Source organism: Neobacillus niacini (assembly GCF_031456445.1).
Taxonomy (GTDB): Bacteria; Bacillota; Bacilli; order Bacillales; family Cytobacillaceae; genus Neobacillus; species Neobacillus niacini_I.
The window spans coordinates 29,806-54,050 of the sequence record NZ_JAVDUQ010000014.1; the positions used below are offsets into that span (position 1 = coordinate 29,806).

At 39.4% G+C, this 24,245-nt stretch carries 24 protein-coding genes, 2 pseudogenes and 1 riboswitch; of the genes and pseudogenes, 18 read left to right on the forward strand and 8 right to left on the reverse strand.

The features are described from left to right. The first annotated feature begins 35 nt into the window (after positions 1–35). The 11 genes and pseudogenes from purM (at position 36) to J2Y67_RS13300 (ending at position 10,096) form a co-directional block, all read left to right on the forward strand. Complete coding sequence (gene purM, locus J2Y67_RS13250; RefSeq protein WP_310174738.1) at positions 36–1,070, forward strand: phosphoribosylformylglycinamidine cyclo-ligase; 1,035 nt, start codon at positions 36–38, stop codon at positions 1,068–1,070. 84 nt (positions 1,071–1,154) lie between these two features. Then, positions 1,155–1,391, forward strand: a pseudogene (locus J2Y67_RS13255) (phosphoribosylglycinamide formyltransferase); the annotation flags it as partial. Between the two features lie 361 nt (positions 1,392–1,752). Then, positions 1,753–2,478 carry a TerC family protein gene (locus tag J2Y67_RS13260; RefSeq protein ID WP_396954076.1) on the forward strand — a complete coding sequence of 242 codons (726 nt, stop codon included), beginning with the start codon at positions 1,753–1,755 and terminating at the stop codon, positions 2,476–2,478. Between the two features lie 72 nt (positions 2,479–2,550). Continuing rightward, the gene (locus J2Y67_RS13265; RefSeq protein ID WP_310174742.1) at positions 2,551–2,928 is read left to right on the forward strand and encodes a hypothetical protein; all 378 of its coding nucleotides are present in this window, start codon (positions 2,551–2,553) and stop codon (positions 2,926–2,928) included. 287 nt (positions 2,929–3,215) lie between these two features. Then, positions 3,216–3,416 (forward strand): hypothetical protein, encoded by a 201-nt coding sequence (locus J2Y67_RS13270; RefSeq protein WP_310174744.1) that lies wholly within the window; start codon positions 3,216–3,218, stop codon positions 3,414–3,416. Positions 3,417–3,480: 64 nt separating this feature from the next. Further along, a complete protein-coding gene (locus J2Y67_RS13275) occupies positions 3,481–5,658 on the forward strand; it encodes a transglycosylase domain-containing protein (protein ID WP_310174745.1) in 2,178 nt (725 codons plus the stop codon). 151 nt (positions 5,659–5,809) lie between these two features. Beyond that, a complete protein-coding gene (locus J2Y67_RS13280; RefSeq protein WP_310174747.1) occupies positions 5,810–6,097 on the forward strand; it encodes a hypothetical protein in 288 nt (95 codons plus the stop codon). Positions 6,098–6,218: 121 nt separating this feature from the next. Further along, positions 6,219–6,332, forward strand: a riboswitch (TPP riboswitch). Between the two features lie 137 nt (positions 6,333–6,469). Beyond that, positions 6,470–8,239 carry a phosphomethylpyrimidine synthase ThiC gene (thiC, locus tag J2Y67_RS13285; RefSeq protein WP_310174749.1) on the forward strand — a complete coding sequence of 590 codons (1,770 nt, stop codon included), beginning with the start codon at positions 6,470–6,472 and terminating at the stop codon, positions 8,237–8,239. Further along, complete coding sequence (locus tag J2Y67_RS13290) at positions 8,214–8,411, forward strand: hypothetical protein (protein ID WP_310174751.1); 198 nt, start codon at positions 8,214–8,216, stop codon at positions 8,409–8,411. Before thiC ends, J2Y67_RS13290 begins: the two co-directional genes overlap by 26 nt. 218 nt (positions 8,412–8,629) lie before the next feature. Next, complete coding sequence (locus J2Y67_RS13295) at positions 8,630–9,808, forward strand: MFS transporter (protein ID WP_310174753.1); 1,179 nt, start codon at positions 8,630–8,632, stop codon at positions 9,806–9,808. A 129-nt stretch (positions 9,809–9,937) separates the two neighbouring features. Further along, positions 9,938–10,096 (forward strand): hypothetical protein, encoded by a 159-nt coding sequence (locus J2Y67_RS13300; RefSeq protein WP_310174755.1) that lies wholly within the window; start codon positions 9,938–9,940, stop codon positions 10,094–10,096. 770 nt (positions 10,097–10,866) lie between these two features. Here the strand turns inward: J2Y67_RS13300 and J2Y67_RS13305 are convergent. The 4 genes and pseudogenes from J2Y67_RS13305 to J2Y67_RS13320 all read right to left on the reverse strand — a co-directional run bounded on the left by J2Y67_RS13305 (position 10,867) and on the right by J2Y67_RS13320 (position 11,991). Continuing rightward, positions 10,867–11,124 carry an HPr family phosphocarrier protein gene (locus J2Y67_RS13305; RefSeq protein ID WP_310174757.1) on the reverse strand — a complete coding sequence of 86 codons (258 nt, stop codon included), beginning with the start codon at positions 11,122–11,124 and terminating at the stop codon, positions 10,867–10,869. Between the two features lie 147 nt (positions 11,125–11,271). Further along, positions 11,272–11,620 (reverse strand): annotated as a pseudogene (locus J2Y67_RS13310) (CAP domain-containing protein); the annotation flags it as partial. Between the two features lie 75 nt (positions 11,621–11,695). Beyond that, positions 11,696–11,836, reverse strand: coding sequence for a hypothetical protein (locus J2Y67_RS13315; protein ID WP_310174758.1), 141 nt, complete (start codon positions 11,834–11,836; stop codon positions 11,696–11,698). 29 nt (positions 11,837–11,865) lie between these two features. Beyond that, positions 11,866–11,991 (reverse strand): hypothetical protein, encoded by a 126-nt coding sequence (locus tag J2Y67_RS13320; protein ID WP_310174761.1) that lies wholly within the window; start codon positions 11,989–11,991, stop codon positions 11,866–11,868. 184 nt (positions 11,992–12,175) lie between these two features. Here J2Y67_RS13320 and J2Y67_RS13325 point away from each other — a divergent pair, with 184 nt between their 5' ends. Then, positions 12,176–13,300 carry an NADH-dependent flavin oxidoreductase gene (locus J2Y67_RS13325; RefSeq protein WP_310174763.1) on the forward strand — a complete coding sequence of 375 codons (1,125 nt, stop codon included), beginning with the start codon at positions 12,176–12,178 and terminating at the stop codon, positions 13,298–13,300. Positions 13,301–13,326: 26 nt separating this feature from the next. Here the strand turns inward: J2Y67_RS13325 and J2Y67_RS13330 are convergent, their stop codons facing one another. Both J2Y67_RS13330 and J2Y67_RS13335 read right to left on the reverse strand, forming a co-directional pair. Then, the gene (locus tag J2Y67_RS13330) at positions 13,327–13,464 is read right to left on the reverse strand and encodes a hypothetical protein (RefSeq protein ID WP_310174765.1); all 138 of its coding nucleotides are present in this window, start codon (positions 13,462–13,464) and stop codon (positions 13,327–13,329) included. Between the two features lie 71 nt (positions 13,465–13,535). Further along, positions 13,536–14,591, reverse strand: coding sequence for a C40 family peptidase (locus J2Y67_RS13335; RefSeq protein ID WP_310174767.1), 1,056 nt, complete (start codon positions 14,589–14,591; stop codon positions 13,536–13,538). 378 nt (positions 14,592–14,969) lie between these two features. On the opposite strand from J2Y67_RS13335, the gene J2Y67_RS13340 reads away from it, so the two are divergent. After that, a complete protein-coding gene (locus tag J2Y67_RS13340) occupies positions 14,970–15,197 on the forward strand; it encodes an alpha/beta fold hydrolase (protein ID WP_310174769.1) in 228 nt (75 codons plus the stop codon). 88 nt (positions 15,198–15,285) lie between these two features. Here the strand turns inward: J2Y67_RS13340 and J2Y67_RS13345 are convergent, their stop codons facing one another. Continuing rightward, positions 15,286–15,429, reverse strand: a complete 144-nt coding sequence (locus tag J2Y67_RS13345; RefSeq protein ID WP_310174771.1) for a hypothetical protein — start codon at positions 15,427–15,429, stop codon at positions 15,286–15,288. A gap of 407 nt (positions 15,430–15,836) precedes the next feature. Here J2Y67_RS13345 and J2Y67_RS13350 point away from each other — a divergent pair, with 407 nt between their 5' ends. The 5 genes from J2Y67_RS13350 to J2Y67_RS13370 all read left to right on the forward strand — a co-directional run bounded on the left by J2Y67_RS13350 (position 15,837) and on the right by J2Y67_RS13370 (position 23,102). Then, complete coding sequence (locus tag J2Y67_RS13350) at positions 15,837–17,411, forward strand: spore germination protein (RefSeq protein ID WP_310174773.1); 1,575 nt, start codon at positions 15,837–15,839, stop codon at positions 17,409–17,411. A gap of 27 nt (positions 17,412–17,438) precedes the next feature. Next, positions 17,439–18,539, forward strand: coding sequence for a spore germination protein (locus J2Y67_RS13355; protein WP_310174775.1), 1,101 nt, complete (start codon positions 17,439–17,441; stop codon positions 18,537–18,539). Beyond that, the gene (locus J2Y67_RS13360) at positions 18,523–19,704 is read left to right on the forward strand and encodes a Ger(x)C family spore germination protein (RefSeq protein WP_310174777.1); all 1,182 of its coding nucleotides are present in this window, start codon (positions 18,523–18,525) and stop codon (positions 19,702–19,704) included. The genes J2Y67_RS13355 and J2Y67_RS13360 overlap by 17 nt, the downstream gene beginning before the upstream one ends. Positions 19,705–19,827: 123 nt before the next feature. Beyond that, the gene (locus J2Y67_RS13365) at positions 19,828–20,799 is read left to right on the forward strand and encodes a transglutaminase domain-containing protein (RefSeq protein ID WP_310174779.1); all 972 of its coding nucleotides are present in this window, start codon (positions 19,828–19,830) and stop codon (positions 20,797–20,799) included. Between the two features lie 101 nt (positions 20,800–20,900). Beyond that, a complete protein-coding gene (locus tag J2Y67_RS13370; protein WP_310174781.1) occupies positions 20,901–23,102 on the forward strand; it encodes an MMPL family transporter in 2,202 nt (733 codons plus the stop codon). Positions 23,103–23,367: 265 nt separating this feature from the next. Here J2Y67_RS13370 and J2Y67_RS13375 read toward each other — a convergent pair whose 3' ends face one another. Further along, a complete protein-coding gene (locus tag J2Y67_RS13375; RefSeq protein ID WP_310174783.1) occupies positions 23,368–24,240 on the reverse strand; it encodes a processed acidic surface protein in 873 nt (290 codons plus the stop codon). Between the last annotated feature and the right edge of the window lie 5 nt (positions 24,241–24,245).

The window sequence follows — 24,245 nt, forward strand, 5'->3', positions numbered from 1 at the left end:
AATTCCGCAAGTTTACCCTAAAGGAGTGAAACGAAATGAGTGATGCCTACCGCCAGGCTGGAGTCGATATTGATGCGGGAAATGAAGCCGTTGAACGAATGAAAAAGCATGTAAAAACGACCTTCCGACCGGAAGTATTAACCGGATTAGGAGGGTTTGGTGCACTTTTTAAACCGAATCTTCAGGAAATCGAAGAACCTATTTTTGTCTCGGGTACAGATGGGGTTGGGACAAAACTAAAAATTGCCTTTTCATTGGACAAGCATGACACGATTGGTATTGATGCTGTTGCCATGTGTGTAAATGATATAGTCGTCCAAGGGGCCGAGCCCCTTTTTTTCCTCGATTATCTTGCTTGCGGCAAGATTATCCCTGATAAAATTGAAGCCATTGTAAAAGGGATTTCAGATGGATGCGTTCAGGCAGGATGTGCGCTAATTGGCGGAGAAACTGCTGAAATGCCAAGCATGTACCAGAATGAAGAATATGATATTGCCGGATTTACTGTAGGGATGGTCGATCAAAAACACCTTATCGATGGTTCGAAAGTAAAAGATGGCCAGGTGTTAATTGGTTTAGCTTCTAGTGGTGTACATAGCAACGGTTTTTCTCTTGTCCGCAAAGTTCTATTAGATGATGCTAAACTCTCCTTAACAGACTATGTTGAAAAATTGGGTGCACAATTAGGAGAAGTATTACTGGAACCAACGAAAATTTATGTCAAATCCGTTCTTTCAACGATAAGAAAATTTCCTGTTTATGGACTGGTACATGTTACTGGGGGAGGCTTTTACGATAACATCCCCCGCATTCTTCCGAAGGAACTGCAGGCTGAAATTCATGAAGGATCATGGAATATCCCGAAGATTTTTTCCTTTATCCAAGAGACAGGGAAAATTTCAGATTATGATATGTACCGTACCTTTAATATGGGAATTGGTATGATTTTAGTCGTAGACACTAAGGATTCTCAGGCGGTTTTAGAGCATTTTCAAGGGTTGGGGGAAGCTGCATCTGTGATAGGAACAGTGCAAAGAGGTACCGAAGACGTCGTGTTCAAAAAGGAGTAATCATGAAAATTGCCGTTTTTGCTTCTGGAACGGGAAGTAATTTTGCAGCGATTCTAGAATCCATTAAATTCAAAAAAATCAAAAAACGTGGAAGTAGTTTTGTTAGTCAGTGATAACCCCATTGCACTTGCAGTCACGAAAGCAAAAAATGCATCGATTCCGGTGTTTAGTTTTAAGGCAAAGGATTTTCCCGACAAACAAGCCTATGAACTAGAAGTTCTTGAAAAATTAACCAATATCCATGTTGAGTTTATTCAACCAGATGGGGTACTTTTTTTCAAAGGTGCGGCGAATAGTTTGTTTTATCGACTCAGGTTCTAGGAAGTCTAAAATACGATAAAATGCCCCAAGTTGTTGTATAACATTGCGACAAAAAAAGTGAAGGAGCATTCCTTCACTTTGATTATCTATAATATAGAGATTTCCGAATCAATTTTTCATGCTAAAAACATCCTTTTATGTTAACTTGTTAGGGTTATTTTACCTATTTCAGACAGGTTTATGTACAGGATATTCCAGAACCGACAACTGCTTATGTTCATTCTAATGATCATTGGCACGGTTATTTTTAGGAAACCATGATATCAACAGGATTAAAAGTTCATTAATAAAGAGTCCAAACATACATATTAAAGAAGGACGACCTATACATTAATTAAAACTGAATTTAAAGGGGAAAGGAATCCTTATGGAATTTCTACGAGAATTAATCCATCATTTAAGCCCATTTCTGTCTTTAGAGACCGTTGCAAAAATTTTATCTGACCCTGCCAGCTGGGGAGTGATTGGCACTCTGGTGGTTCTAGAGGGATTATTATCTGCCGATAACGCCGTTGTTTTGGCCGTAATGGTGAAGCACCTGCCAAAAGATGAAAGAAAAAAAGCCTTATTCTATGGAATTTTCGGAGCTTATTTGTTTCGTGTGTTAGCAATTGGTTTAGGGGTAACCTTAATCAATATCGCTTGGATTAAAATTGTTTGCGGTCATTATCTTCTATGGATTGTTTTTCAAAACTTTATTAAGAAAAATGAGGAGGAAGACGACACCCATTCAAAAAAAATGGGTTTTTGGAGAACGGTTCTGACCGTGGAACTTATGGATATCGCCTTTAGCTTCGATAGTATCATTGCTTCATTCGGTGTATCGAATCAGGTGTGGGTCCTTTTTTTAGGAGGAGTGTTAGGAATCTTAATGATGCGCGGCGTTGCGCAAATATTCCTAACGCTGATTGAAAAAGTATCGGAGCTTGAAACAACTGCTTTTATATTAATTGCGGTGATCGGCTTAAAAATGATTGCTTCTGCATTTGGATTCCATCTTGACCAAATGGTCTTTTTCAGCACGTTAGTTGCCTTATTTCTGGGAACCTTTATTGTTCATTACTTTAGAAAAAAATTAATCTTATAGAATTCTAATCTAGTTGATTCGCCGTTGCCCGAACCTTCATATTTCATTTATTAATATATATGGAGAAAGTCGGTGGTTTTTTTGACAAATGGATATTACCATACGGAAGTCATTGATATCGTAACAACAGTAACAGGAGGGACAAAATGCAGAATGCATTTTCAACTGACGACAGAAAGTATGACTGGCGGGGGATTAACGACGATCACCTATACGATTACGAACTTTCTGGATTCGAACTGTATGATTTACTACTTAACATTGGATGAACATTTGTTTCCTTTTGATCCCGGCATCACTCCGGGCAGTATCGGGACGATTAAATTCTCCAGAAATGGTACTTCCGTTCCTGCTATCGGCAGTGTCTATGTGGAGTGCGGAGGCCTGGATTTCGAATTCGGCACATTGTGTACCGCCGTGCTAAAGGGAGATTGCGTCACCCCTGAGTAATACCATAATGGAAGCTCCAGCTTATGGCTGGATTTTTTTTATTTTTAAACATTTCCCTGTGTATTTAAGTTTTTTTCCTTTTTACTGGCAAAATTCCGTCAATTTGATACAATATATCAATAATGTACCTAGATGAATTTTGTTTACCCTACCCCCTTAATTATTAGATTCACGACGAATCAATATCCTTGTACGATGTACATAGATTGATAGATTATGAGATTGGATTCTCATCCATTATATATTGGGAAAGTGTGCTTTAGGAGTTTTTGAAAGGGAGATTTAAATTGAAAGAATATATTATTTGTTATACATTGGATCATGATATTAAGCGTGAAAAAATTATTAAAGATCAAGAAGTTAAAAAGGAGGATGTTATACAAGAAGTATTAGATAATGTCCTCCGGCATTCCTATATTGTTGCAAAATGTGAACAGGGGGATTACAGGATTAATTCATCCTCCATTCGGTATATACGGGTTTTATAAAGCGTGTTACAATGGTCACTTAGCATCAACATTGTGTAACTTAGAGCAACGGGAGAGAGAAAGAATGTCAGAAACCTATCGCTACCGTGAGGAACGAAAACAAGCGGAAAGAGCAAAACAACAAGAACAAAAAAAGAAAAAATCACCAAAAAAAGGTTCTCTATGGAAGAAAATTTTATTGGCATGTATTATTCTAGGTGTCTTGTCAATTGGAACAGGAGTTATTACGTTTGCTGTGATGATTAAAGATGTTCCGTCATTAGATGCATCCAAATTAGTCGATCCGCTTTCAACGAAATTTTATGATCGAAACGGAAAGTTTCTTTATGAATACGGGAAGGAAAAGCGGACGAAAATCACCTATAACCAAGTTCCAAAAAAGCTGGAACATGCCTTTGTCGCCACAGAGGATTCACATTTTTATGAGCATCATGGAATCGACATCAAACGGACCGCTAAGGCGATTTTCATGAACGTAACAGGAGACTTTGGTTCCCAGGGTGGAAGTACCATTACACAGCAAGTCATCAAAAACTCATTTTTGACTCCGCAAAAAACATTAAAACGGAAGGTACAGGAATGGTATCTAGCCTATAAATTGGAGCAAAAATACTCCAAACACGAGATTTTGATGATGTATTTTAATAAAATTTATCTTGGAAACCGATCCTACGGCGTTGCTGCGGCGGCAAAAAATTATTACGGCCTCGATGCAAACAAATTAAATAAATTAACGCTTCCAGAGGCTGCGATGATTGCCGGTCTGCCGCAAAGCCCAAATAATTATGACCCAACGAAACCAAAAAACAAAGAAGCAGCAACCGCCCGCCGAAATCTAGTTTTATCATCCATGCACCGGCAGGGCTATATTACGAAGAAGCAGATGCAGGATGCCATGAAGGTTCCTGTAACAAAGGGACTTGTTAAGAAAAAAAATCAAGGGATGCCGTATGAAGCATTTATTGATGCAGCTGTAAAAGAAGTCGAAGGAAAGATGAAGAATGTTGATATCGGTACCGCTGGATTGTCGATTTATATGACGTTGGATCCAAAAGCCCAGGATTATGCCAACAAAATGATGAATACCAATGAAATTATCAGCTATCCGAACGAACGTTTCCAAGGTGCTTTCGTATTTTTAGATTCAAAGACCGGTGAAGTAAGGGCCATTGGGAGCGGACGGAACGAATATAAAGCCGGTTTCCTTGGTAACAATTTTGCGGTTGACCTCATCCGCCAACCGGGTTCAACCTTTAAACCGATTTTGGATTATGGTCCTGCAATTGAATATTTGAACTGGTCTACACATCATCAGTTAAATGATCAGCCGACAACTTATTCAACAGGTCAACAGATTCAAAACTGGGATCGACGCTACCATGGCATGATGTCAATACGGACAGCCCTTCAATGGTCGTATAATATCCCGGCACTGCTTACGCTCCGTGAAGTGGGCATGGACCGGGCAAAAAACTTTGCTAAACAACTAGGGATAACCTTTGATCATAATCAAATTTATGAGTCCTATGCCATTGGAGGAAACACCGTGAGCCCGTTAGAAATGGCAGGTGCCTATAGTGCTTTTGCCAATCAAGGCGTATACAACCAACCGCATTTTGTGCAAAAAGTGGTGTTTCCGAATGGTAAGGTCAAGAGCTTTAAGCCGAAACCAAAACAAGTCATGCACGATTATACAGCTTATATGATTACTGATATGTTGCGGGATGTCGTTGATTCCGGGACAGGTAAAGCGGCAAATGTTCCTTGGCTCGATGTTGCTGGAAAAACGGGGACGACTAATTTTGATGAGCGGACGAGTCTTCAATATGGCTATCCACTTGGTAATGTAGCAAAGGATAGTTGGTTTACAGGGTATACACCACAATATACGATGTCGGTTTGGACCGGTTATGTGAAGAATGGATCTGGCAACTATTTACCTGGAGATACGACACATATCGCGCAAATTATGTTTAGTAAAATGATGCAGGCATTTGGCACGGACACGTCAACTTTCCAGCAGCCGTCTGATGTTTACCAAATGGGAAATGATCTTTATATTCGAGGTGCAGCTGAAGTCCCACCACCACCTAAGCCGGTGGTGCAGCCGAAAAAAATCGAAGAGAAGGTAGTAAAGAAGGCGAAAGCTTGGGAAAAACAAACACAAAAAGAAAAAAGTCCGGGTAATCAAAAATGGCAAGAGAAGAAGCAAAAAGAGAATGGAAAAAATAAAAACCATTAGGTTGTGTGAAGACTGTTTGAATTCAATTTCAGCAGTCTTTTTTTGAAAAAATTTCATAAAACTGGAATAAAGTGAAACCAAGTGAATAAACCAAAACTTCAAAGTCAACTCTATAGACAAACGGGCAAATTGACGGTATGAGGTGTTTTCTTTGCAAGATTGGTGGATTTATCAACATTTTATTAATACGATGTGGTTTATCTTGTTTCTCCTTTCCCTTCCAGCCATCTTGGGACTTTATATTTTATATTCCTATATGAAAAATAATAAACAGAATAATAATCAAGATCAGCAGAGTAATCAAAATAACCAAAATCAACAGCAAGCAAATCAACCGGAAAATCAAAGCAAGCAAAGTAACCAAGAAAACCAAAACCAACAACAAACGAACAATCAGGAAAATCAAAACAGCCAAACGACTCAAGAACAACCAACCTGAGAATTACATTCAAAAATATAGTTCTTTTTTCTCATTTCAATAAAAATAAAGAAAAAAGCTTTTATTATCTTAAAACCTATGTTATTTTAATAAGTGAGTTTCATTTTGTATATTGTTTCCAATGCTCTACTAGGGGGGTCCGATAGCTCGGACTGAGAGAAGAATGCGTTTAATTCTTTGACCCTTCGAACCTGATCTGGATGATACCAGCGTAGGGAAGTAGTAATGAAGGCGTCAATTTTTGATGATGCTCCACTACTTTTTGACATGAATCAGGTTCTGTGCTTACAGAACCTTTTTTTATTGTCAACATTTCTTTATGTCCTATTACTGTATCTTTCGGATTGGAAAAAATTTCAAGGAGGAAGATTCATGCAAACGGAAATGAACATTGAATTAAAATCGCAATTTACAGGAAGTAAAAAGGTATATCAAAACGGTTCAAGGCCGGATATCCAGGTTCCAATGAGGGAAATTAGCCTAAACCGAACCGTGACTACTTTTGGTGAAGAAGAGAATACCCCTCTTCGTGTTTATGATACAAGCGGTCCTTATACAGATGTGAATTATCATATCGATATTCGCAAAGGGCTGCCCGCTTTGCGTCGGAACTGGATTCTCGAACGGAATGATGTGGAGGCGTATGAAGGTAGAGAGATTAAACCAAAGGACAACGGCTACCTTGAAGGGGATGAACGCGCAAACCTTGAATGGTTTCCGAATTTAAATAAAACCCCTTTACGGGCAAAGGCAGGACAAAATGTGACACAAATGCATTATGCCAAAAAGGGTGTCATTACGCCTGAAATGGAATTCATTGCAATTCGCGAAAATTTAGATCCAGAATTTGTTCGAGAAGAAGTTGCTCGGGGAAGGGCGATTATTCCTGCCAATATTAATCACCCTGAGAGCGAACCGATGATTATTGGTCGTAACTTTCATGTGAAAATCAATGCCAACATTGGAAATTCGGCGGTCACTTCCTCCATTGAGCAAGAAGTTGAAAAGATGACTTGGGCCACACGCTGGGGCGCAGATACGATTATGGATTTATCAACAGGAAAGAATATACATACCACAAGAGAGTGGATTATCCGTAACTCGCCGGTGCCAATTGGAACCGTTCCGATTTATCAAGCATTAGAAAAGGTAAATGGAATTGCTGAGAATTTAACCTGGGAGGTTTACCGTGATACACTAATTGAACAAGCCGAGCAGGGGGTCGATTATTTTACGATTCATGCCGGGGTCCTATTGCGTTATGTTCCGATGACAGCGAAACGGACAACAGGGATTGTCTCACGCGGAGGTTCTATCATGGCACAATGGTGTTTGGCGCACCATCAGGAAAGTTTCCTCTATACACATTTTGAAGAGATTTGTGAAATTTTGAAGCAATATGATATTTCCGTTTCACTTGGAGATGGATTACGCCCGGGAAGTATTGCGGATGCAAATGATGAAGCGCAATTTGCCGAACTTGAAACATTGGGAGAACTAACGGAGATCGCTTGGAAGCATGATGTCCAAGTATTGATTGAAGGTCCAGGCCATGTTCCGATGCATAAAATTAAAGAAAATATGGATAAACAACTGGAAATATGTAAAGAAGCACCTTTTTATACATTAGGACCATTAACCACCGATATTGCACCGGGGTATGATCATATTACTTCAGCGATTGGCGCAGCGATGATTGGCTGGTTTGGTACGGCGATGCTTTGCTACGTTACTCCGAAAGAACATCTTGGTTTACCGAATAAGGAGGATGTTCGTGAAGGGGTTATTACTTATAAAATTGCTGCACATGCTGCCGATTTAGCGAAGGGTCATCCCGGAGCGCAGGACCGTGATAATGCCCTATCGAAGGCTCGGTTCGAATTCCGATGGGAAGATCAATTTAATTTATCTTTGGACCCTGAGCGGGCAAGGGAATATCATGATGAAACACTGCCTGCTGAGGGAGCGAAAACGGCTCATTTCTGTTCCATGTGTGGTCCCAAGTTCTGTTCGATGAGAATTTCGCATGACATCCGGGGGATGGCCAAAGAGGATGCCGTGTTTGAGGGAACTTCTATCGAAGAAGGGATGAAACAAAAAGCGGAGGAATTTGTCCATGATGGGTCAAGAATCTATCGATAATTCGAATGAGATTAGGAGATTGATGGAGGAGGTCGGATCTTTAGAGGAACAGATTCAACACCTCAATAAAAAGATCCAAACGATTCAGCTTCAATGCAAGCATGTCTTTTTAGAAACTTCCGTCATGAGGAAATGCCGGAAATGCGGGTTTACGGAAAGTACTTATTATTAATAGTGATCTCTACATTTTTCAACATCAAGGGAATGAAGGACATAACTCAGTAGGAGAATGGGAGAATTGTCCTTCATCCAGGTGAAGCAAACTTTCTATCCACCCTTTATGGGTCTTACAGCTGCCTTATTTCAGGCGGCTTTTTTTATTGTCTTGTTTTTTTCTCCTGTTTGTATTAGGTTAAAAACGATGGAACTTCTTTGGCGGGAGCGATGAATGTGTTACATAAACGAGCCTTTTTGTATTTAAGTATTTTTCTATTCTTCTTTCACTCTTCTTCGACGGTTATCTCTACTTTTCTACCAGTCTATTTTCAAGAAGAGCAGCTTACGGGGACTCAAATTGGCTGGTTAATGGCGGTTGGACCGTTTTCTTCATTAATTTCGCAACCTTTTTGGGGATTTATCAGCGACCGTTATAAAACAATCAAAAAAATTCTGCTGCTTTGTCTTGCAGGGGTGATGATCTGCAGCCTCATTTTATTTCAAGTCAAGTCCTTTTTGATGCTTCTATTTATATGTGGTATCTTTTATTCGTTTCTCAGTCCAGTCGGAGCATTTGGCGACAGCTTAGCGTTACATACTTCTCAAATCGTTGGGTCATCTTTTGGAAGGATTCGGATGTGGGGTTCTGTTGGATATGCGGTTACCTCATACCTAGGGGGTCAAATTCTTACCCTAATTGGACTACAGCATTTAATCTATCCCTATCTTGCTTTTACGATGGTCGCATTTGGATTTTGTTGGAAGGTTATGGATATAAATACACCATCTGCGCCAATCAATCTCAAGGGAGCAGTCCGGAACATTCTCCGACCCAATTACTTATTTTTTCTAATGATCATCATTCTTGTAACGATTCCCCATCGGACAAATGATATTTTTTCAGGGATCTACATTAAGGAACTTGGAGGAAATGAGTCCTTAATCGGGTTATCCTGGTTTGTTGCAGTTGCTTTTGAAGCACTAGTGTTTCTACTAAGTCCTTTATGGCTCCGGTTTTTTAATGAAATGACCTACATGGTAATCGCGTCCGGATTATACGGAGTAAGGTGGCTTTTGTTTTCTCTGGCAGATACTCCTTCCCAAGTCATCATGCTGCAGGCCCTTCATGGAATCACCTTTGGAATTTTTTATTTGTGTTCGTTTCAATATGTGTCAAACCTTTTTCCGAACGAATTCAGAGCTAGCGGACAATTATTCTTTATTTCCGTCTTTTTCGGTCTGTCTGCTATCATTGGCTCATTAGGCGGAGGGATGATTCTTGATTTGTTTAACGGTCAAGTATTATACAAACTTTTAAGTTATCTGGCTTTTGCGGGATGTGGTGGGTTATTGGGATTCAAAGCCTATTCGGGCAAAAAATTAAAACCAATCAGGGAAATATTACAGAAGTAAAGAAAGAAATGAGAGTTTATGAATTCAGAAACGGTATCGGACAACCATGAAGCTGCTTCCATGAGTTGTATATTTAAGTGATCCGATGCAAAAAATAAGCTGAAATTTTTGCATCGGGAGGTGGCATATTTGGAAAAAAATCAACAAACCCAGGATTTGACCTCAAATAGAAAAGCGAATGAAGATGAGTTGGTAATCAGTTCAACTGGGTATGGACTTGAATCTGTATCAAAAGAGGAAGCATCTACGGAGTCAGATCGTTCAGACTCAACCTGTGGTGGATTGTAAGAAGGGTAAAAACTCTATTCTTTTTATGGAATAGGGTTTTTTCCATTTTCAAGGGGTTGAAGGACAAATCATTAGATGAACCCTGAAAACTGTCATTAACATTTGGCTTTATAGACAAAAGTCTTAATTAGCAGTGAAAAATGTCTATAATCCCAACTTTATAGACAAAAATCCTGAGCGACCTGTAAAACTGTCTATAATACTCAACTTTATAGACAAAAAATCTTGTGCGACCTGTAAAACTGTCTATAAAACGTAATTTTATAGACAAAAAATCTTGTGCGACCTGTAAAACTGTCTATAAAACGCAACTTTATAGACAAAAAATCTTGTGCGACCTGTAAAACTGTCTATAAAACGCAACTTTATAGACAAAAAATCTTGTGCGCCCTGTAAAACTGTCTATAATACTTAACTTTATAGACAAAAAATCTTGTGCGACCTGTAAAACTGTCTATAAAACGTAACTTTATAGACAAAAAATCTTGTGCGACCTGTAAAACTGTCTATAAAACGCAACTTTATAGACAAAAAATCTTGTGCGACCGCTAAACTGTCTATAAAACGCTATTTTATAGACAAAAAATCTTGTGCGATCGGTAAAACTGTCTATAAAGTGCAACTTTATAGACAATTCTTAAATGACCATAAAAAACTGTCTAAAAAACCCATCTTTATAGTCAGAAACCTGAGCGTCCGCGAAACCAGTCTATCCTATCTGCTCAAATACTACCAATTGAACCAAGAAATTTCCTCCATCATGCCCTCTGTCATTGAAACGATTCCACCGTACTAATGATTTGATTCAATGCTGCTTCCTCATCATTACCACTTGCTTCAAAGGTTAATTCAGCATCTTTTGAGACAGCGAGAGACAAAACTCCCATCATCGACTTCAGATTCACTCTGCGGCCCTTATGAGTCATAAAAATTTCCGAATGAAAACGAGAAGCTTCCTGGACCAATCGGGTAATATAGGGCGGATACAGACCGACTTTTGTTTGCAATTTTACCGAATGTTGAATCATATAGCTACCTCCCCAATTTTCTAAAACTCTCTGTCTTATGTATGAATCTCTCAAATAAAAAATGACCATTTTATCGTAAAATAAAGAAAAATCCCCAAGTCCCTTATTAGACTTGAGGATAATTTAGGTTTTAAAATTTATGGAATTTTAATTTCCAACAAACTCCCACCTCCAATAATTTCCATCTGGAACATATCCAACACCAAAATAATTATAGTTAGGATTTAGAATGTTCTTGTGGTGCGCTTCACTATTCATCCATGCACTGACAACTTCTTCCGGTGTTTTCTGTCCCATGGCAATGTTTTCACCAGCGTAATGATAAGTAAATAACATAATTTTCCATCATATCTAATGGAGACCCGTAGGTCGGTCTTGTATGGCTAAAGTAGCCATTCGCGGACATATCGCGAGATTTTTCATGTGCCATTTTGCTAAGTGTCAAATCAACTTTTAGTGCAGGTAATCCATTCTTCGCCCGTTCCTGATTGGTCAGTGAAAAATAGAGTGAGGAAATAAGTGAAGCAACGAAAAAAAGCCCACCAATCGGTAAGTGGGCTTTTAACTGAAACTAAATTTGCTTTTTCTGGTAGGCAATCACGACAATATCATCATGTACATTTTGATTTAATTCGTTTTCAATTGTTTTAATTTTCTCAACCTGTGAAGGCTCAAGGTTTGCTGCTTCATATCTTGAATCATGCTGGATCATCATATCTACTCCTTCTACAAGGTTATATCTTATTTTTCTCGATCCGTTTTTTCTTTTAATTCATAACGAATTTTGCCCGGATCTTGTTTTCCTTTTGGTACTGATCGCTTGCCACCCAGACTTACATTCGGATAGCTTGTGCCTTTTTCACTCATACATTTTACCTCCCAATATCAATGTCTACTTATCAGTCTTAGTGTAAGAAATAAACAAACATTTCATGCAAATTTTATTTGAAGAAACCCGAATCAAAAAAGGAATGCCCGTAATGAAAAAACGGAACACTAACCTTGTTCATTTTTTAAAAAGCTTTATTAGATTTTTAGGAGGATTTTCAACATGAATTCAAGGTTTGAACCATTATTTGAGCCATTTACTTTTCCAAATGGTGTTCAATTAAAAAATAGAATTGTGATGGCGCCGATGACGAATTTTTCTTCCAATCCCGATGGTACTGTAACCGAAGCTGAGGTGAAATACTATGCACGACGCTCAGCTGGAGTAGGCATGGTGATTACGGCCTGTACTTACGTAACTGAAAACGGAAAAGGATTTAATGGAGAATTTGGGGCAGATACGGATGATCTCATTCCAAGTTTAAAACAGCTCGCAACAGGAATAAAAGAGCAAGGTGCCAAAGCAATTCTGCAAATTTTCCATGGCGGCAGGGAAGTTCCTCCAGCACTTATCCCAAATGGCGATGTCGTCAGTGCCAGTAGTGTTCCAGCCGAGGGGCAAGGAAAACATGTTCCAAGGGAACTATCTGAACAAGAGGTGAAATCCCTTATCCACAACTTTGGTGAGGCTACACGTAGAGGAATCGAAGCAGGATTTGATGGCATTGAAATTCACGGAGCAAACGGCTATCTCATTCAGCAATTTTTTTCACCCCATTCTAATCTGCGGGAGGACCGCTGGGGAGGAAGTACTGAAAAAAGACTTGCCTTTCCATTGACAGTTGTGGAGGAAGTCAAAAAAGTAGTAGCAGCAAATGCGAAGAGTTCCTTTATTGTCGGCTATCGATTTTCACCAGAGGAACCAACAACGTCAGGAATTACGATGGCGGATACGTTGATATTAATCGATGCTCTTGCTGATAATGAGCTTGATTATCTTCATGTTTCCTTGAATGATTTCTGGTCAACTCCAAGACGCGGTATTGATGATACCCGCCCGCGGATTGAAATCATCAAGGAGAAGGTAGGCGACCGTGTTCCTGTTATTGGTGTCGGCTCGCTCTTTACTGCAGATGATGTATTAAAAGCTTTTCAAACCGGAGTGCCGCTTATTGCATTAGGGCGAGAAATCATCATTGAGCCTGACTGGGTACAAAAGGTGCAAGAAGGAAAAGAAGCAGAAATTGTCACAAAAATTGATAAAGATAAGCAGCAAGAGCTTGTGGTACCGGATCCGTTATGGCAGGCCATTGTGAATAGTCCGGGCTGGTTCCCGGGTGTTGAATAGTTTTTTATAAAAAGATTGACCGTCTTTTAAAGACGGTCATCTTCCCAGCCGCGAGAATAATCTTCTATTTTATTTTTTTCCTTTAATGTTTCTACGTATTGGGTTAAATCCTCCGTTTGATTCGTGATTGATTCATTTTTCTTATTTGGATTTTCTTTTTTCATTTCAAACTCCTCCTACTATTGTTTCTCCTATGTAATGTGACCAAGATTTAGATTTTAATGTATTAAAATAGTTAAATCCTTACCACCCGTCCATTAAAGGTCTGTTTCCAATATCCTTTGGTCAAATCCTCAATTGCAACCCCTGTATTGTTTTGTGACCCAATGAACTTACCATTTCCAAGATAAATTCCAACATGACCATCTTTTTTGTAGGTATCAAAGAATACGAGGTCACCCGGCTGGATTTCACTAAATGAGATCTGTTTGCCATCATTTTTTAAGCTGTCTGTCGTGCTGCCGACCTCGATCCCGGCTTGGTCAAAGGCCCAATGGACAAAGCCTGAACAATCAAACCTTCCATTGGCAATATCACCTACACTCCTCCCGCCGCCAAATACATAAACAGAGTTTCCAATATATTTATATCCGGCATTGATGACCGTTTGGATAGATCCTTTCTTAGGAACATTTTCAAAATCTTTTAGTTTTTCAAAGCTTTTACTTGCAGGCTTTCTTGGCGTTTCCTTATGTATAGTTGCCAACTTCTTATATTGTTTTTGTTGTGTCTTAAGCACAGTTTTCATGTTTATTAACTCAACCTTCAAATCATTATATTCAGCAAGTTTATCCTTTAAAGAATTCTTTTTATCTTCATATTCTTTTTTCACTTCCGCCTGCTGATTTAAAAGTTCCTTATCTGCCATTACAATAGTGGAAACGGCTCCCGCCCGCTCAACAAAATCTTTAAAACTGGTAGACCCAAGCAATACATCCAGATACTGAACATTCACACCACTTTGTTGATAGGCTTTCGCTCGTTCTTTTAATAAAGTATTTCGTTTTTTCATTGTATCCTTTAATTGTGAAATTTTTCTTTTAAGGTTTTTAGCTTCCAAGTTCGCAGCCTTTACAGCAGAATCCGTCTGCTTCAGCTTATTTCTATTGATTTCTAGAGATTGTTTTACTTGTTCGAGAGAAAGTTCATTTAGAGTATGTTGAACAATAGGTGGAAGTTCTTTTGTGGAAGGTAAAAGATTTTCTGTGTCAGCGAATGCTTTTGGAATGAATCCGATCGTTAAGAATAATGCAGTCGTCATCATAATGAATATAAATCGTATCAATTTCATCACTACTTTCTTTAAAAAATACCAGTGGCAATTGAAAGGAAAGGTATTTTCATAAAATTCGTTTAATTGGAATTATAGCATGACAGTTTTTCAACTTTGTAATAGGGGAGTTACAATTCAATATCAGACTAGCTACAAATAGAGACAGGAACAAAATATTGTCCCTGTCTCTATTTTAGAATTTCTACATAGGAAAGGATCCTTTTCCAAAACAGAGGAGCCGAAAATGGAATTTTTCGGCACAAGTGCTTGCGGGAACGACCAGATTTTAAATAAAAAAATTGTATAATACTACCTAGAAGCTATATTTGGGTTAAGGAGGAGTAATGATGCAAGAGGAAGTTGTGGGGGCCCTCTGAGTTTACGGTCTTAGGCAATTTGAAAAATTTTGATTGTACGTCGCGGTTGTCGGAGATTACATGTCCAACACTCTATACTTGCGGAGGGTATGATGAGGCAACACCGGAGTCTACTCAGTATTTTAGTTCATTGACTCCTGATTCAGAATTTCATGTTTTTGAAAACAGTGCCCATTTACCGTATGTTGAGGAGCCTGAAGAATATTTACGAGTTGTGAGGGAGTTTTTTAGGAAAATTGATTCGTAATCATTTAATATAACTCGGATTTAGAAATGAAATTGGTACCATCCTGATGAAAGAATTCAGGATGGATTTTTTATGGGAATTGCAAGTTTTAATGATTAAGTTTTTCATTATCCTTAGTCTGCTTGTGGGAGGATTCCTTTCTAGGATTCTTTGCAATCTTTACTAAAGACCAAACAAACCCAACACCCAAAATGGCTGTTAGAAACCACGCAAAAATTTCAATTCCATCCATACAAAAAAGCCTCCTTGTCAAATGGTGTTTCTTACATTTACGCTAATCATTCCGGAAATATGTCTAAACAACCATTAAAAAATTATCCTAAAACAAAATGTAAGCGTTACCAAATATAATTCTCCGCCACTGTTTATTTTCCTTTAAATAATTTTTAATTATCGAAATAGTAAATCCGACAAAAATCGGGCGGTGCAAGGCACCGCCCAATTTTTGTCGAATAACTTTGGTTAAGTTTCCATAAATTAGACAAGATATACGTAGTGGTGATGTGTATGTGGAAAATGGTGCTTGCGTTTATTCCAGAATGGAAGGTTTTGGTTCAGGCTTTGGTTACGTTTTTGATTCCTTTTGGGATATCTATGGTGTTTAGATGGATTCGGCAGATAGGGGAGGATTAGGCGGCGATGAAGGGACGGAAGTTCGAGATTAGGAATCTGAAAAAACAGTCATTGCAAACGAAGGAACATCAGGAATTCAAATTTTCACATACTCCCTCAAGCCAGTTTAACGGGGATCTTAGTGCAGATTTAGAGCTGATTCGCCAGGAAATTGGACATAATACCGATTTAAATATTCGCGAGTTTATTATCGGGGGCATAGGGGTTCAAGCAGCGCTTATTTTCATCGATGCCCTTTCAGACAAGGAACTCATTGAACAGCACATCATGAAGTCCCTGATGATGAATTTTTCCGAAATTTGTAATCTGCCTAGTTCTCAAAACCATTTGACCATCCCGATAGAGTTTTTAAAAAATCAAGTTTTATCTATTAGTGAGATAACCGAGGGACGAGAACTGCAAGAGTTAATTTCAAAGGTTTTTAAAGGCTCAACAGCCTTAATGGTTCATGGGCAAACGAATATTTTAATTCTAGGAACTGCGAAAGGAAAATCGCGTTCAATTGAGGAACCGGTTTCCGAGGCATTGGTAAGGGGACCGAGGGTAGGCTTTACCGAAACCTTGAGCGATAATACTGCTTTGTTGCGTCAGCAGGGTGATAATCGAAATTTAACCATGCTCCATTTTCAGGTAGGGGAACGATCGCATAAAGACCTCGTTATCGCATATAACCAGGAAATAGCCAATCTAGAATTGATAGAGGAAGTAAAGAAAAGAATTCATAACATTAACATTGATGATGCTGCTGAATCAGGCTTTATAGAGCAACTAATTGAGGACAATTTCCTTAGCCCGTTTCCGCAAGCGCAAAACACAGAGCGGCCTGACCGTGTTATTAGTGCTTTAATGGAAGGTCGGGTGGCAATATTATTAGACCGAACTCCATTTGCCCTGATTGTCCCGGCCACTTTCAATATGATGCTGCAATCGCCGGAAGATTATTATGAACGATGGCTCCCAGGGTCGCTCATTCGAATGCTACGTTATTTGGCTGCATTTATAGCTCTTTTTGGACCATCCCTGTATATTGCCTTTATTTCATTCCATCCCGGATTAATTCCGACAAAGCTTGCGATTTCGATTATGAAAACACGCGAAGGAGTCCCTTTCCCGGCCCTTATTGAAGCCCTCATTATGGAGATATCCATTGAAATTCTCCGGGAGGCAGGCTTACGTTTGCCGAAACCGATTGGTCCGGCAATGGGAATCGTTGGCGGTCTCATTATTGGTGAAGCGGCTGTACAAGCGGGAATCATTAGCCCGATTATGGTTATTGTGGTCGCAATAACGGCGATTTCTTCTTTTACCATCCCGCAATATAGCACGGGAATTTCATTACGAATGCTGCGTTTTGTGGCAATGTTTAGTGCCGCCTTATTTGGTTTGTACGGGGTAATTTTATTTTTCCTTTTCCTCTGCAGCCATATGGTAAAACTAAAGAGTTTTGGTGTTCCATATGCCAGCCCGGCCGTTCCGTATCGGCTTAATGACTGGAAAGACTTCTTGGTGCGGATGCCATTAATGCTCATGAAACGCCGTCCAGAGATGATGAAGACAAAGGATCCAATTCGAAAAGGTTAACTTATGTTGAAAGGAAGCGGATCAAGAATGATTCATACAAATGAAAAAATTACGACTCCGCAAACAGCTGTCATTGTCATCAATTATATATTGGCCGCCATCATCTTAACTTTGCCACGTTCAGCTGCGCAAAAAGTGAAAACACCCGACGTTTGGATTTCCGTTTTAATTGGCGGTTTTATTGCGATGGCCGCAGCAATATTGATTGCGAAACTAAGTCAACAATTCCCGAACAAAACAGTCTTTGAGTATACACAAGATCTTATTGGAAAAATTGGCGGAAGGCTGCTGGGAATATCGATCTCTATTTTTTACTTTACGATTTCTGCCTATGAAGTTCGAACAATGGCGGAAGTGACAAGAATGTTTTTATTAGAAGGAACACCCATTTGGGGGATTATCATGCCCTTTATGTGGGTAGGGATTTACTTGATCTTAGGGGGGATTCCTTCCATTGCCAGGCTTTTTGAAATTATTTTTCCTATTACTGTCATCTTTTTTCTTTTAGTTGCTTTTATGAGTTTTAAAATTTTTGAAATTGATAATCTTCGCCCCATTTTGGGAGAGGGGATTATGCCAGTCATTAGAGGGCTGGAAACCACGTCGCTGGCCTATACCGGATTTGATATTATGTTAATTCTTGTTCCGTTTATGCAACAGCCAAAAAAAGCCGTAAAAGCTGTCGTTGTTGGTGTTTCGCTTGCAATCGTTTTTTACCTGATTACTGTTGTAATGGTGATCGGTGCCTTGTCAGTGGACGGTGTCCTTACAAGAACATGGCCAACATTGGATATGATTCGGAGTTTTGAATTTCCTGGTCTGCTCTTCGAACGTTTTGAATCCTTGGTGCTGGTCATTTGGATCATGCAAATTTTTTCAACGTATGTTATTACGTTTTATGCATCCGCATTAGGTTTTTCTCAAATATTCAATAAAAGAATTCAGCCCTTTATGTATGGGTTGCTGCCGTTTATTTATATCATTGCCATGTATCCCAAAAACCCTAATTCGCTATTTAAGTTAGGCGATTGGATTGGAAATGCCGCTCTTCTCTTTTTTGGAGCGATGCCGATGGTTATGCTGATCATTGCAAAAATAAAGGGGAAACAGCATGAAAAGAAGCTATAAAATCATGCTGCTTTTTCTTGTCGTTCTCCTGCTCGGAGGCTGCTGGAGCAGTAAAGAAATCGAGGAATTAGGGTTGATTGCCGGTACTGCAATGGATTTGGAAAAAGACGGAGAACTTAAGGAAAAATTAGAATCAGATGATAAAAGTCTTCCCAATAGACCTCTATTCACTTTAACAAATCAATTTGTAACATCAAGTGGAACGGGGGCAGGAAAATCAGAGAACGCTACTGCACCGAAATCTTATATTAACATTTCTGAAACAGGCGATTCCATTCTACCTACGTTACGCAACATGACGTTAAAAATTGAAAAGCGCGCTTTTGCCGAACATGAAAAAGTGATTATTATTGGAGCGGATCTTGCACGTAAAGTAAGCCTGGAGAAGGCACTTGATTTTTTCATAAGAGAACAGGAAATGAGACCAAGCTGTCTTGTTATGATTGCAAAGGGCCGGGCTAGCAAAGTACTTGTATCCAAAAAAACAATTATTCCGGCCTTTCACCTTTATCAAATTACGAAAGGTGAAAAAAGAAATGCCAAGATTGTCCCAGCAATGCCTCTAGGCAAATTAGAGGGAAAAATGAATTCAGGATCCAGTTTTCTGATCCAAAATGTCAGCTTAGAAGGGGGAGAAGCAAAATTTTCGGGGGCTGCGATCATAAAGGGCAAAACGAAAAAACTACTAGGTTTTTTGAATGAAAAAGAAGTTGAAGGTTTAGCCTGGATTGCCGGGACGGTAAAAGGCGGAGTCGTCAGAAGTATTGATGAAAAGAGCGGCCAACCAATTATTTACGAAATGCTTTCGTTAAAAAGCTCCATTAAACCCCATTTAAAAGGAAACCAGCTTTCTTTCCATGTTAACATTCAATCGGAAGGACGGATTGCTGAAAACTGGGTACCATCTGGAGACCCGTTTAAAAATGAATTTCTAAAAAGAGCCGAAACAGCTGCCAAAAACCAAGTAAAGCAGCTCATTCAAGAAACATTACAAAAAACACAACAACATTATAAAGTAGACGTCGCCGGATTTGGCAACCAACTAAGAATCCAAAATCCCGCCCAATGGAAAAGACACAAAAAAAACTGGGACCAAACCTTCAGTCAAATCCCCATCACCTATGATATAAAAATCACCATAAAAGACTACGGAATGTCCGGATAAAATCAATCGACAAAATTCGAGCGGTACCAGGCACCGCTCGAATTTTGTCGAAATGCATTTTTTAATGAATTTTTCATCTTTGCCGTGTATAGTCTTTGTAAAAGTTGGTGGAGGTGTTGGCGGATGAGGAGGTTTTTGACTTTTGTTTTGGTGGTTGGTTCATTGTTTTTTTTGTTTAAGCACGGGGAGCTTCCGTTTTTGGCGCAGATTCAGGGATTTTTTTCTGGTTCTCAGGTTGAGCATGTGGAAAAGAAAGTGGAAGATACGATCACGAGTCAAAGCAAACAGACAAAGGTATCTTCCATTCCAGCCACATATGATAAAAAATATACCCCGACAAAAATTCAAACCTATTGGGTCACGATAAAAAATGGAAAATTAGATGTAACAGGGAAAGCGACACCCTATGGAAAATATTACAAAGCCGATGGTGTCATTTTATACATTGATGAGCCGAGAGCCAATAAAAAAACTACCGTAAAAGTGCCGTTTTCCGATAATCAACATTTTCATTATGAATATCCGCTTGCCTATTCTGTTGGTGACGTGGTTGTGAATCTTGATGAATATTACAACGGCAAAAAAGATGATCCCAATAAAGTATTAGGATATGCAAAATATCATTTAACCGATGGTGATCCCTACTTGCTGCCAAGCTTTATGGTGCAAAGCAATAACCCAGCACTAAAGACACTTGCCGAAAATATAACCGCAGGAAAGCACACCAATACGGAAAAATCACAGGTCATTTTCAAGTGGGTAGCGACCCATGTTGCTTATAATGCACCGTTGGTAAATGCGTCAAACCCGCCGATCTATTCTGCCTTACAAACCTATAAAACTCGTGTTGTATTATGTTCCGGCTATGCAGATTTAAATGCTGCACTTCACCGGGCGGCTGGCATCGACGCAAAAGTGGTCTACGGTGAAAATCATGCCTGGAATGAAATTAAACTGAATGGCAAATGGCAGGTAGAGGATCCTACTTATGGATCAGGATTTATTAATCTAAACACAGGAAAATTTGTCCAAAGTTACCATCCTGCCTATTTTTATAAATCTGATATGCATAAAGCCGGGGAATATCATTGGTAACATGCCTTTAAAATTTCCGAAGAGCAACCCTCGGTTTTCATAAAAACCCCAACAATGTGCCATCCTATTTCTATAAAACAAAGCTAGGAAAAGAGGCACATATGAAAGAATCAGAGAAAAAGGGATGGTTTTGGTATTGGGGTTTGAAAATATACCAATTCCGCTGGTTCGTTGCGGCCTTTTGGATTTTATTGTTTATTGTTTCTGCCGCGTACGCCCAAAAACTGCCCGACCGTCTAAAAGACAGCGGGTTAACGCCAAGAGGGAGTGAGTCGGACCGCGGTTTCTCGCTTATGCAAAAGAAATTGGGTACGGCTCCATCCTCCATTCATATTGTTTATTCGAGTAAAAACTTAGATTTAACAAGTGAAAAACAGAAAAATGCCATTTTACAATCTTTAAATCCTTTAAAAAAGAAAGACTATGTGGAAAGAATTCAATTGAATCAGACATCGCGCCTTCATTATGAGAAGGGTATTCAATTGGTAGTAGTAGAATTAAATCTAAAAAGTTCGGATGCTCTCAATCATTTTCCCGAAATCAGAAAGCTGATCGTCAAACCGCCGGGCATGAAAACCTATGTCGATGGGGACACCGCAACACTTTACGATATCCAGCGGGCAACCAAACAGGACATGCATCATTCAGAAATGATTGGGCTTCCGGTCGCATTGCTTGTCCTGCTGTTTATTTTTGGAACGGTATGGGCAGCCCTGATACCGCTTATCATCGGAATGATGAGCGTTTCTTTAACACTTGGAATGACTTATTTTCTTTCGGATTTCTATTCCCTTTCTAATTTTTTGCCCAATATTGTCATGATGCTTGGGCTTGCGATTGGCGTTGACTATGCACTGTTTCTCGTCAGCCGCTTCCGTGAGGAGTTAAGGCTTGGCAATGAAGTACCCAATGCCGTCGCAATGGCTGCGCAGACAGCAGGGAAGTCGGTGTTCTTTTCCGGATTCGCTGTATTGATTGGCATGTTCGGGATGTTGTTTATCAAGTTACCGATTATTTATTCGCTCTGCCTGGGAGGTGTCTTGGTTGTTTTCTCAGCGGTAACACTTTCCTGCACCCTTTTGCCGGCGCTGCTCGGCATTTTTGGCCGTCATATTAATTCGCTAAAAGTGTTTCCGAGAACACAAAAGAAATGGGAAAGCTCTACGGTATGGGAGCGAATCGCCAATGCTGTCATGAAACGGCCGGCGGTCCTGGCTATTATCATTAGCACCTTATTGCTATCGCTAATGCTGCCAATTACCCGTATGCGGATTGGCGTACCGACTGCAGATGTCCTTCCGCCTTCATTCGAGTCGCGAATGGGCTCCGAAATTCTGAAAAATAACTATGACAAACGCAAATCCAATCCGATTTTCATTGTTTTAAAAACGAAAGATAAGGTAGAGGATGAATCCACGATTCGAATGATTCAGTCCTACGAAAACAAAATTCGCCGAACTCCCGGAGTCATGGAGGTTAGCAGCTTTATCGATGCCCTGGGGAAGCATTCTCCGAAAGAAACATCTATTCTTCTGAGTTTGGCGGCAACAAAAGAGCAAATGGAAAAAGAAAAGCTAGTGAAAGGGAATTACACTCTCCTAAAGATTGTTCCGAAGTCAGATCCGGGGACAGCAGTAGCTGCTGACCTTGTTAAAAGAATGCGGAAGGTAAAAATTAATCAGGCGGAGCATTTTGTGACCGGGCAAACGGCTTTACGGGTGGACATGCTTGACCGGATTTTTAGCGGACTTCCCTATCTGATGTGGTTTATCATTGCTGTCACCTACCTTATTTTGCTCTATGCTTTTAAATCTGTTTTGATTCCGCTTAAAGCTGTCGTCATGAACATTCTTAGCCTTGGGGCTAGTCTCGGGATTGTGGTGATTATTTTTCAATATGGCTGGCTTGCGGACGATTTACGGATTACCTCGACTGGCTATGTCAGTATTATTATGCCCGTGACAATTTTTTGTATCGTTTTTGGAATTTCAATGGATTATGAAGTTTTCCTAATCTCAAGAATTAAGGAAGAATATGATCAGACAGGGGATAATAATCGAAGTACGGCGGTAGGATTGCAAAAAACAGGCAGCCTCATTAGCAGTGCGGCTTTGATATTAATGGTCGTGGTCGGTTCGTTTATTTTTACCAATATTGAAATTACCAAGGCACTCGGGGTCGGCTTATTTTGCGCCATTTTTATTGATGCGACGTTAATTCGGATCATTGTCGTTCCCGCACTGATGAAACTGCTTGGTCCTGCCAATTGGTGGGCACCGAAATGGATGTGGAGAAGATCCTGAGTTTTTTGGGCGAAATTGGGATTCGCTGATAAATCGACTGAATTCGCTGATAAACAGTCCCGATTCACTGATAAACCTCATAATTTCGCTGATAAAAATTTTTCCACTTGGAATTTAGGCGTTCAAAATCATAAAAATATGTTTTATTTGCGGATCGAATAATTTTATTTGCGAATCAAGGCAATTTATTTGCGGATTAAACCATATAATTTGCAAATCTAATTTAAAATAAAAAAGGCTGTTCCAAAAAGGACAGCCTTAAGAATTATTTATACCGTCTTGAATTATTATATTTATCTTGATGCAAGTAATCCACAAACTCATCAGAAAGCTCGCCTAAATGGAGCATTTCTTCATAACCTGCCATAAGACCTTCGAAAAATCCGGCCGGCAGGGTGAAATCAATTAATGGTGCTCCTGTTTTTGTATAGATCCCCGTATAAAGGTTGCCAGGAGGTTCTGACATTTTCAGAAGATCGTTTAACGTAATGTCCTTATTATTATTCTTAAGCTTTACTTGAATCCCGTAAAGATCAAAGGCAGTAGTTAAAATATCGGTTAATTCATTTAATTGCTCGTCCGTAAGCTCTGCACTTGGGTCCGTCGTATTCATAAATTGCTCCAGCCGGTAATCCAAGGATTCCATTTGATCTAGAGAATCTTTGTTATTTTCCTCCACCTGCGATAAATACGTAAAGAAATTTTCAACCTCTTGTTCAGTAATACCGATTTTTTGCAATTCATCTTCAATGCCAGCCATATATTTATCATGGTTTGTATAAAAGCCCACCGAGGCATCTAAATCCTCGATGAACTTATAGTCATTTAAAGAATCACCAAAATGATCCAAAAGCGCGTTTAGTTCACCTTGTGTCATATTATATTTTGTCAGTAAATCTTGTAAATTTTTTGAATTAATTGGTGTTCCCAGAACACTTTTTAATTCCTCAACTGAATTGAAATCCTCTAACGGGATTTCATAATAATCCAGGTAGTCCAACAATTCCTGTTTCGTCCAGCCAATTTCCGTCAAATATTGGTTCAGTTCATTTTCCGGAGGGGTAGCGCTGGCAAACGGGGCATAGGACAAAAGAAGGATGGATAACAAACAAGTTAAGAACGTTTTCTTATAGAACATAGATC

Excerpts from the sequence above, each read along its gene's own strand:
- J2Y67_RS13325 (WP_310174763.1), top strand. The coding sequence starts at position 12,176 with ATGAATTCAAGGTTTGAACCATTATTTGAGCCATTTACTTTTCCAAAT.
- J2Y67_RS13365 (WP_310174779.1), top strand. The coding sequence starts at position 19,828 with ATGAGGAGGTTTTTGACTTTTGTTTTGGTGGTTGGTTCATTGTTTTTT.
- thiC (WP_310174749.1), top strand. The coding sequence starts at position 6,470 with ATGCAAACGGAAATGAACATTGAATTAAAATCGCAATTTACAGGAAGT.
- J2Y67_RS13350 (WP_310174773.1), top strand. The coding sequence starts at position 15,837 with ATGAAGGGACGGAAGTTCGAGATTAGGAATCTGAAAAAACAGTCATTG.
- J2Y67_RS13360 (WP_310174777.1), top strand. The coding sequence starts at position 18,523 with ATGAAAAGAAGCTATAAAATCATGCTGCTTTTTCTTGTCGTTCTCCTG.
- J2Y67_RS13275 (WP_310174745.1), top strand. The coding sequence starts at position 3,481 with ATGTCAGAAACCTATCGCTACCGTGAGGAACGAAAACAAGCGGAAAGA.
- J2Y67_RS13315 (WP_310174758.1), bottom strand. The coding sequence starts at position 11,836 with ATGATCCAGCATGATTCAAGATATGAAGCAGCAAACCTTGAGCCTTCA.
- J2Y67_RS13330 (WP_310174765.1), bottom strand. The coding sequence starts at position 13,464 with ATGAAAAAAGAAAATCCAAATAAGAAAAATGAATCAATCACGAATCAA.
- purM (WP_310174738.1), top strand. The coding sequence starts at position 36 with ATGAGTGATGCCTACCGCCAGGCTGGAGTCGATATTGATGCGGGAAAT.
- J2Y67_RS13355 (WP_310174775.1), top strand. The coding sequence starts at position 17,439 with ATGATTCATACAAATGAAAAAATTACGACTCCGCAAACAGCTGTCATT.
- J2Y67_RS13345 (WP_310174771.1), bottom strand. The coding sequence starts at position 15,429 with ATGGATGGAATTGAAATTTTTGCGTGGTTTCTAACAGCCATTTTGGGT.
- J2Y67_RS13370 (WP_310174781.1), top strand. The coding sequence starts at position 20,901 with ATGAAAGAATCAGAGAAAAAGGGATGGTTTTGGTATTGGGGTTTGAAA.
- J2Y67_RS13320 (WP_310174761.1), bottom strand. The coding sequence starts at position 11,991 with ATGAGTGAAAAAGGCACAAGCTATCCGAATGTAAGTCTGGGTGGCAAG.
- J2Y67_RS13335 (WP_310174767.1), bottom strand. The coding sequence starts at position 14,591 with ATGAAATTGATACGATTTATATTCATTATGATGACGACTGCATTATTC.
- J2Y67_RS13305 (WP_310174757.1), bottom strand. The coding sequence starts at position 11,124 with ATGATTCAACATTCGGTAAAATTGCAAACAAAAGTCGGTCTGTATCCG.
- J2Y67_RS13290 (WP_310174751.1), top strand. The coding sequence starts at position 8,214 with ATGATGGGTCAAGAATCTATCGATAATTCGAATGAGATTAGGAGATTG.
- J2Y67_RS13375 (WP_310174783.1), bottom strand. The coding sequence starts at position 24,240 with ATGTTCTATAAGAAAACGTTCTTAACTTGTTTGTTATCCATCCTTCTT.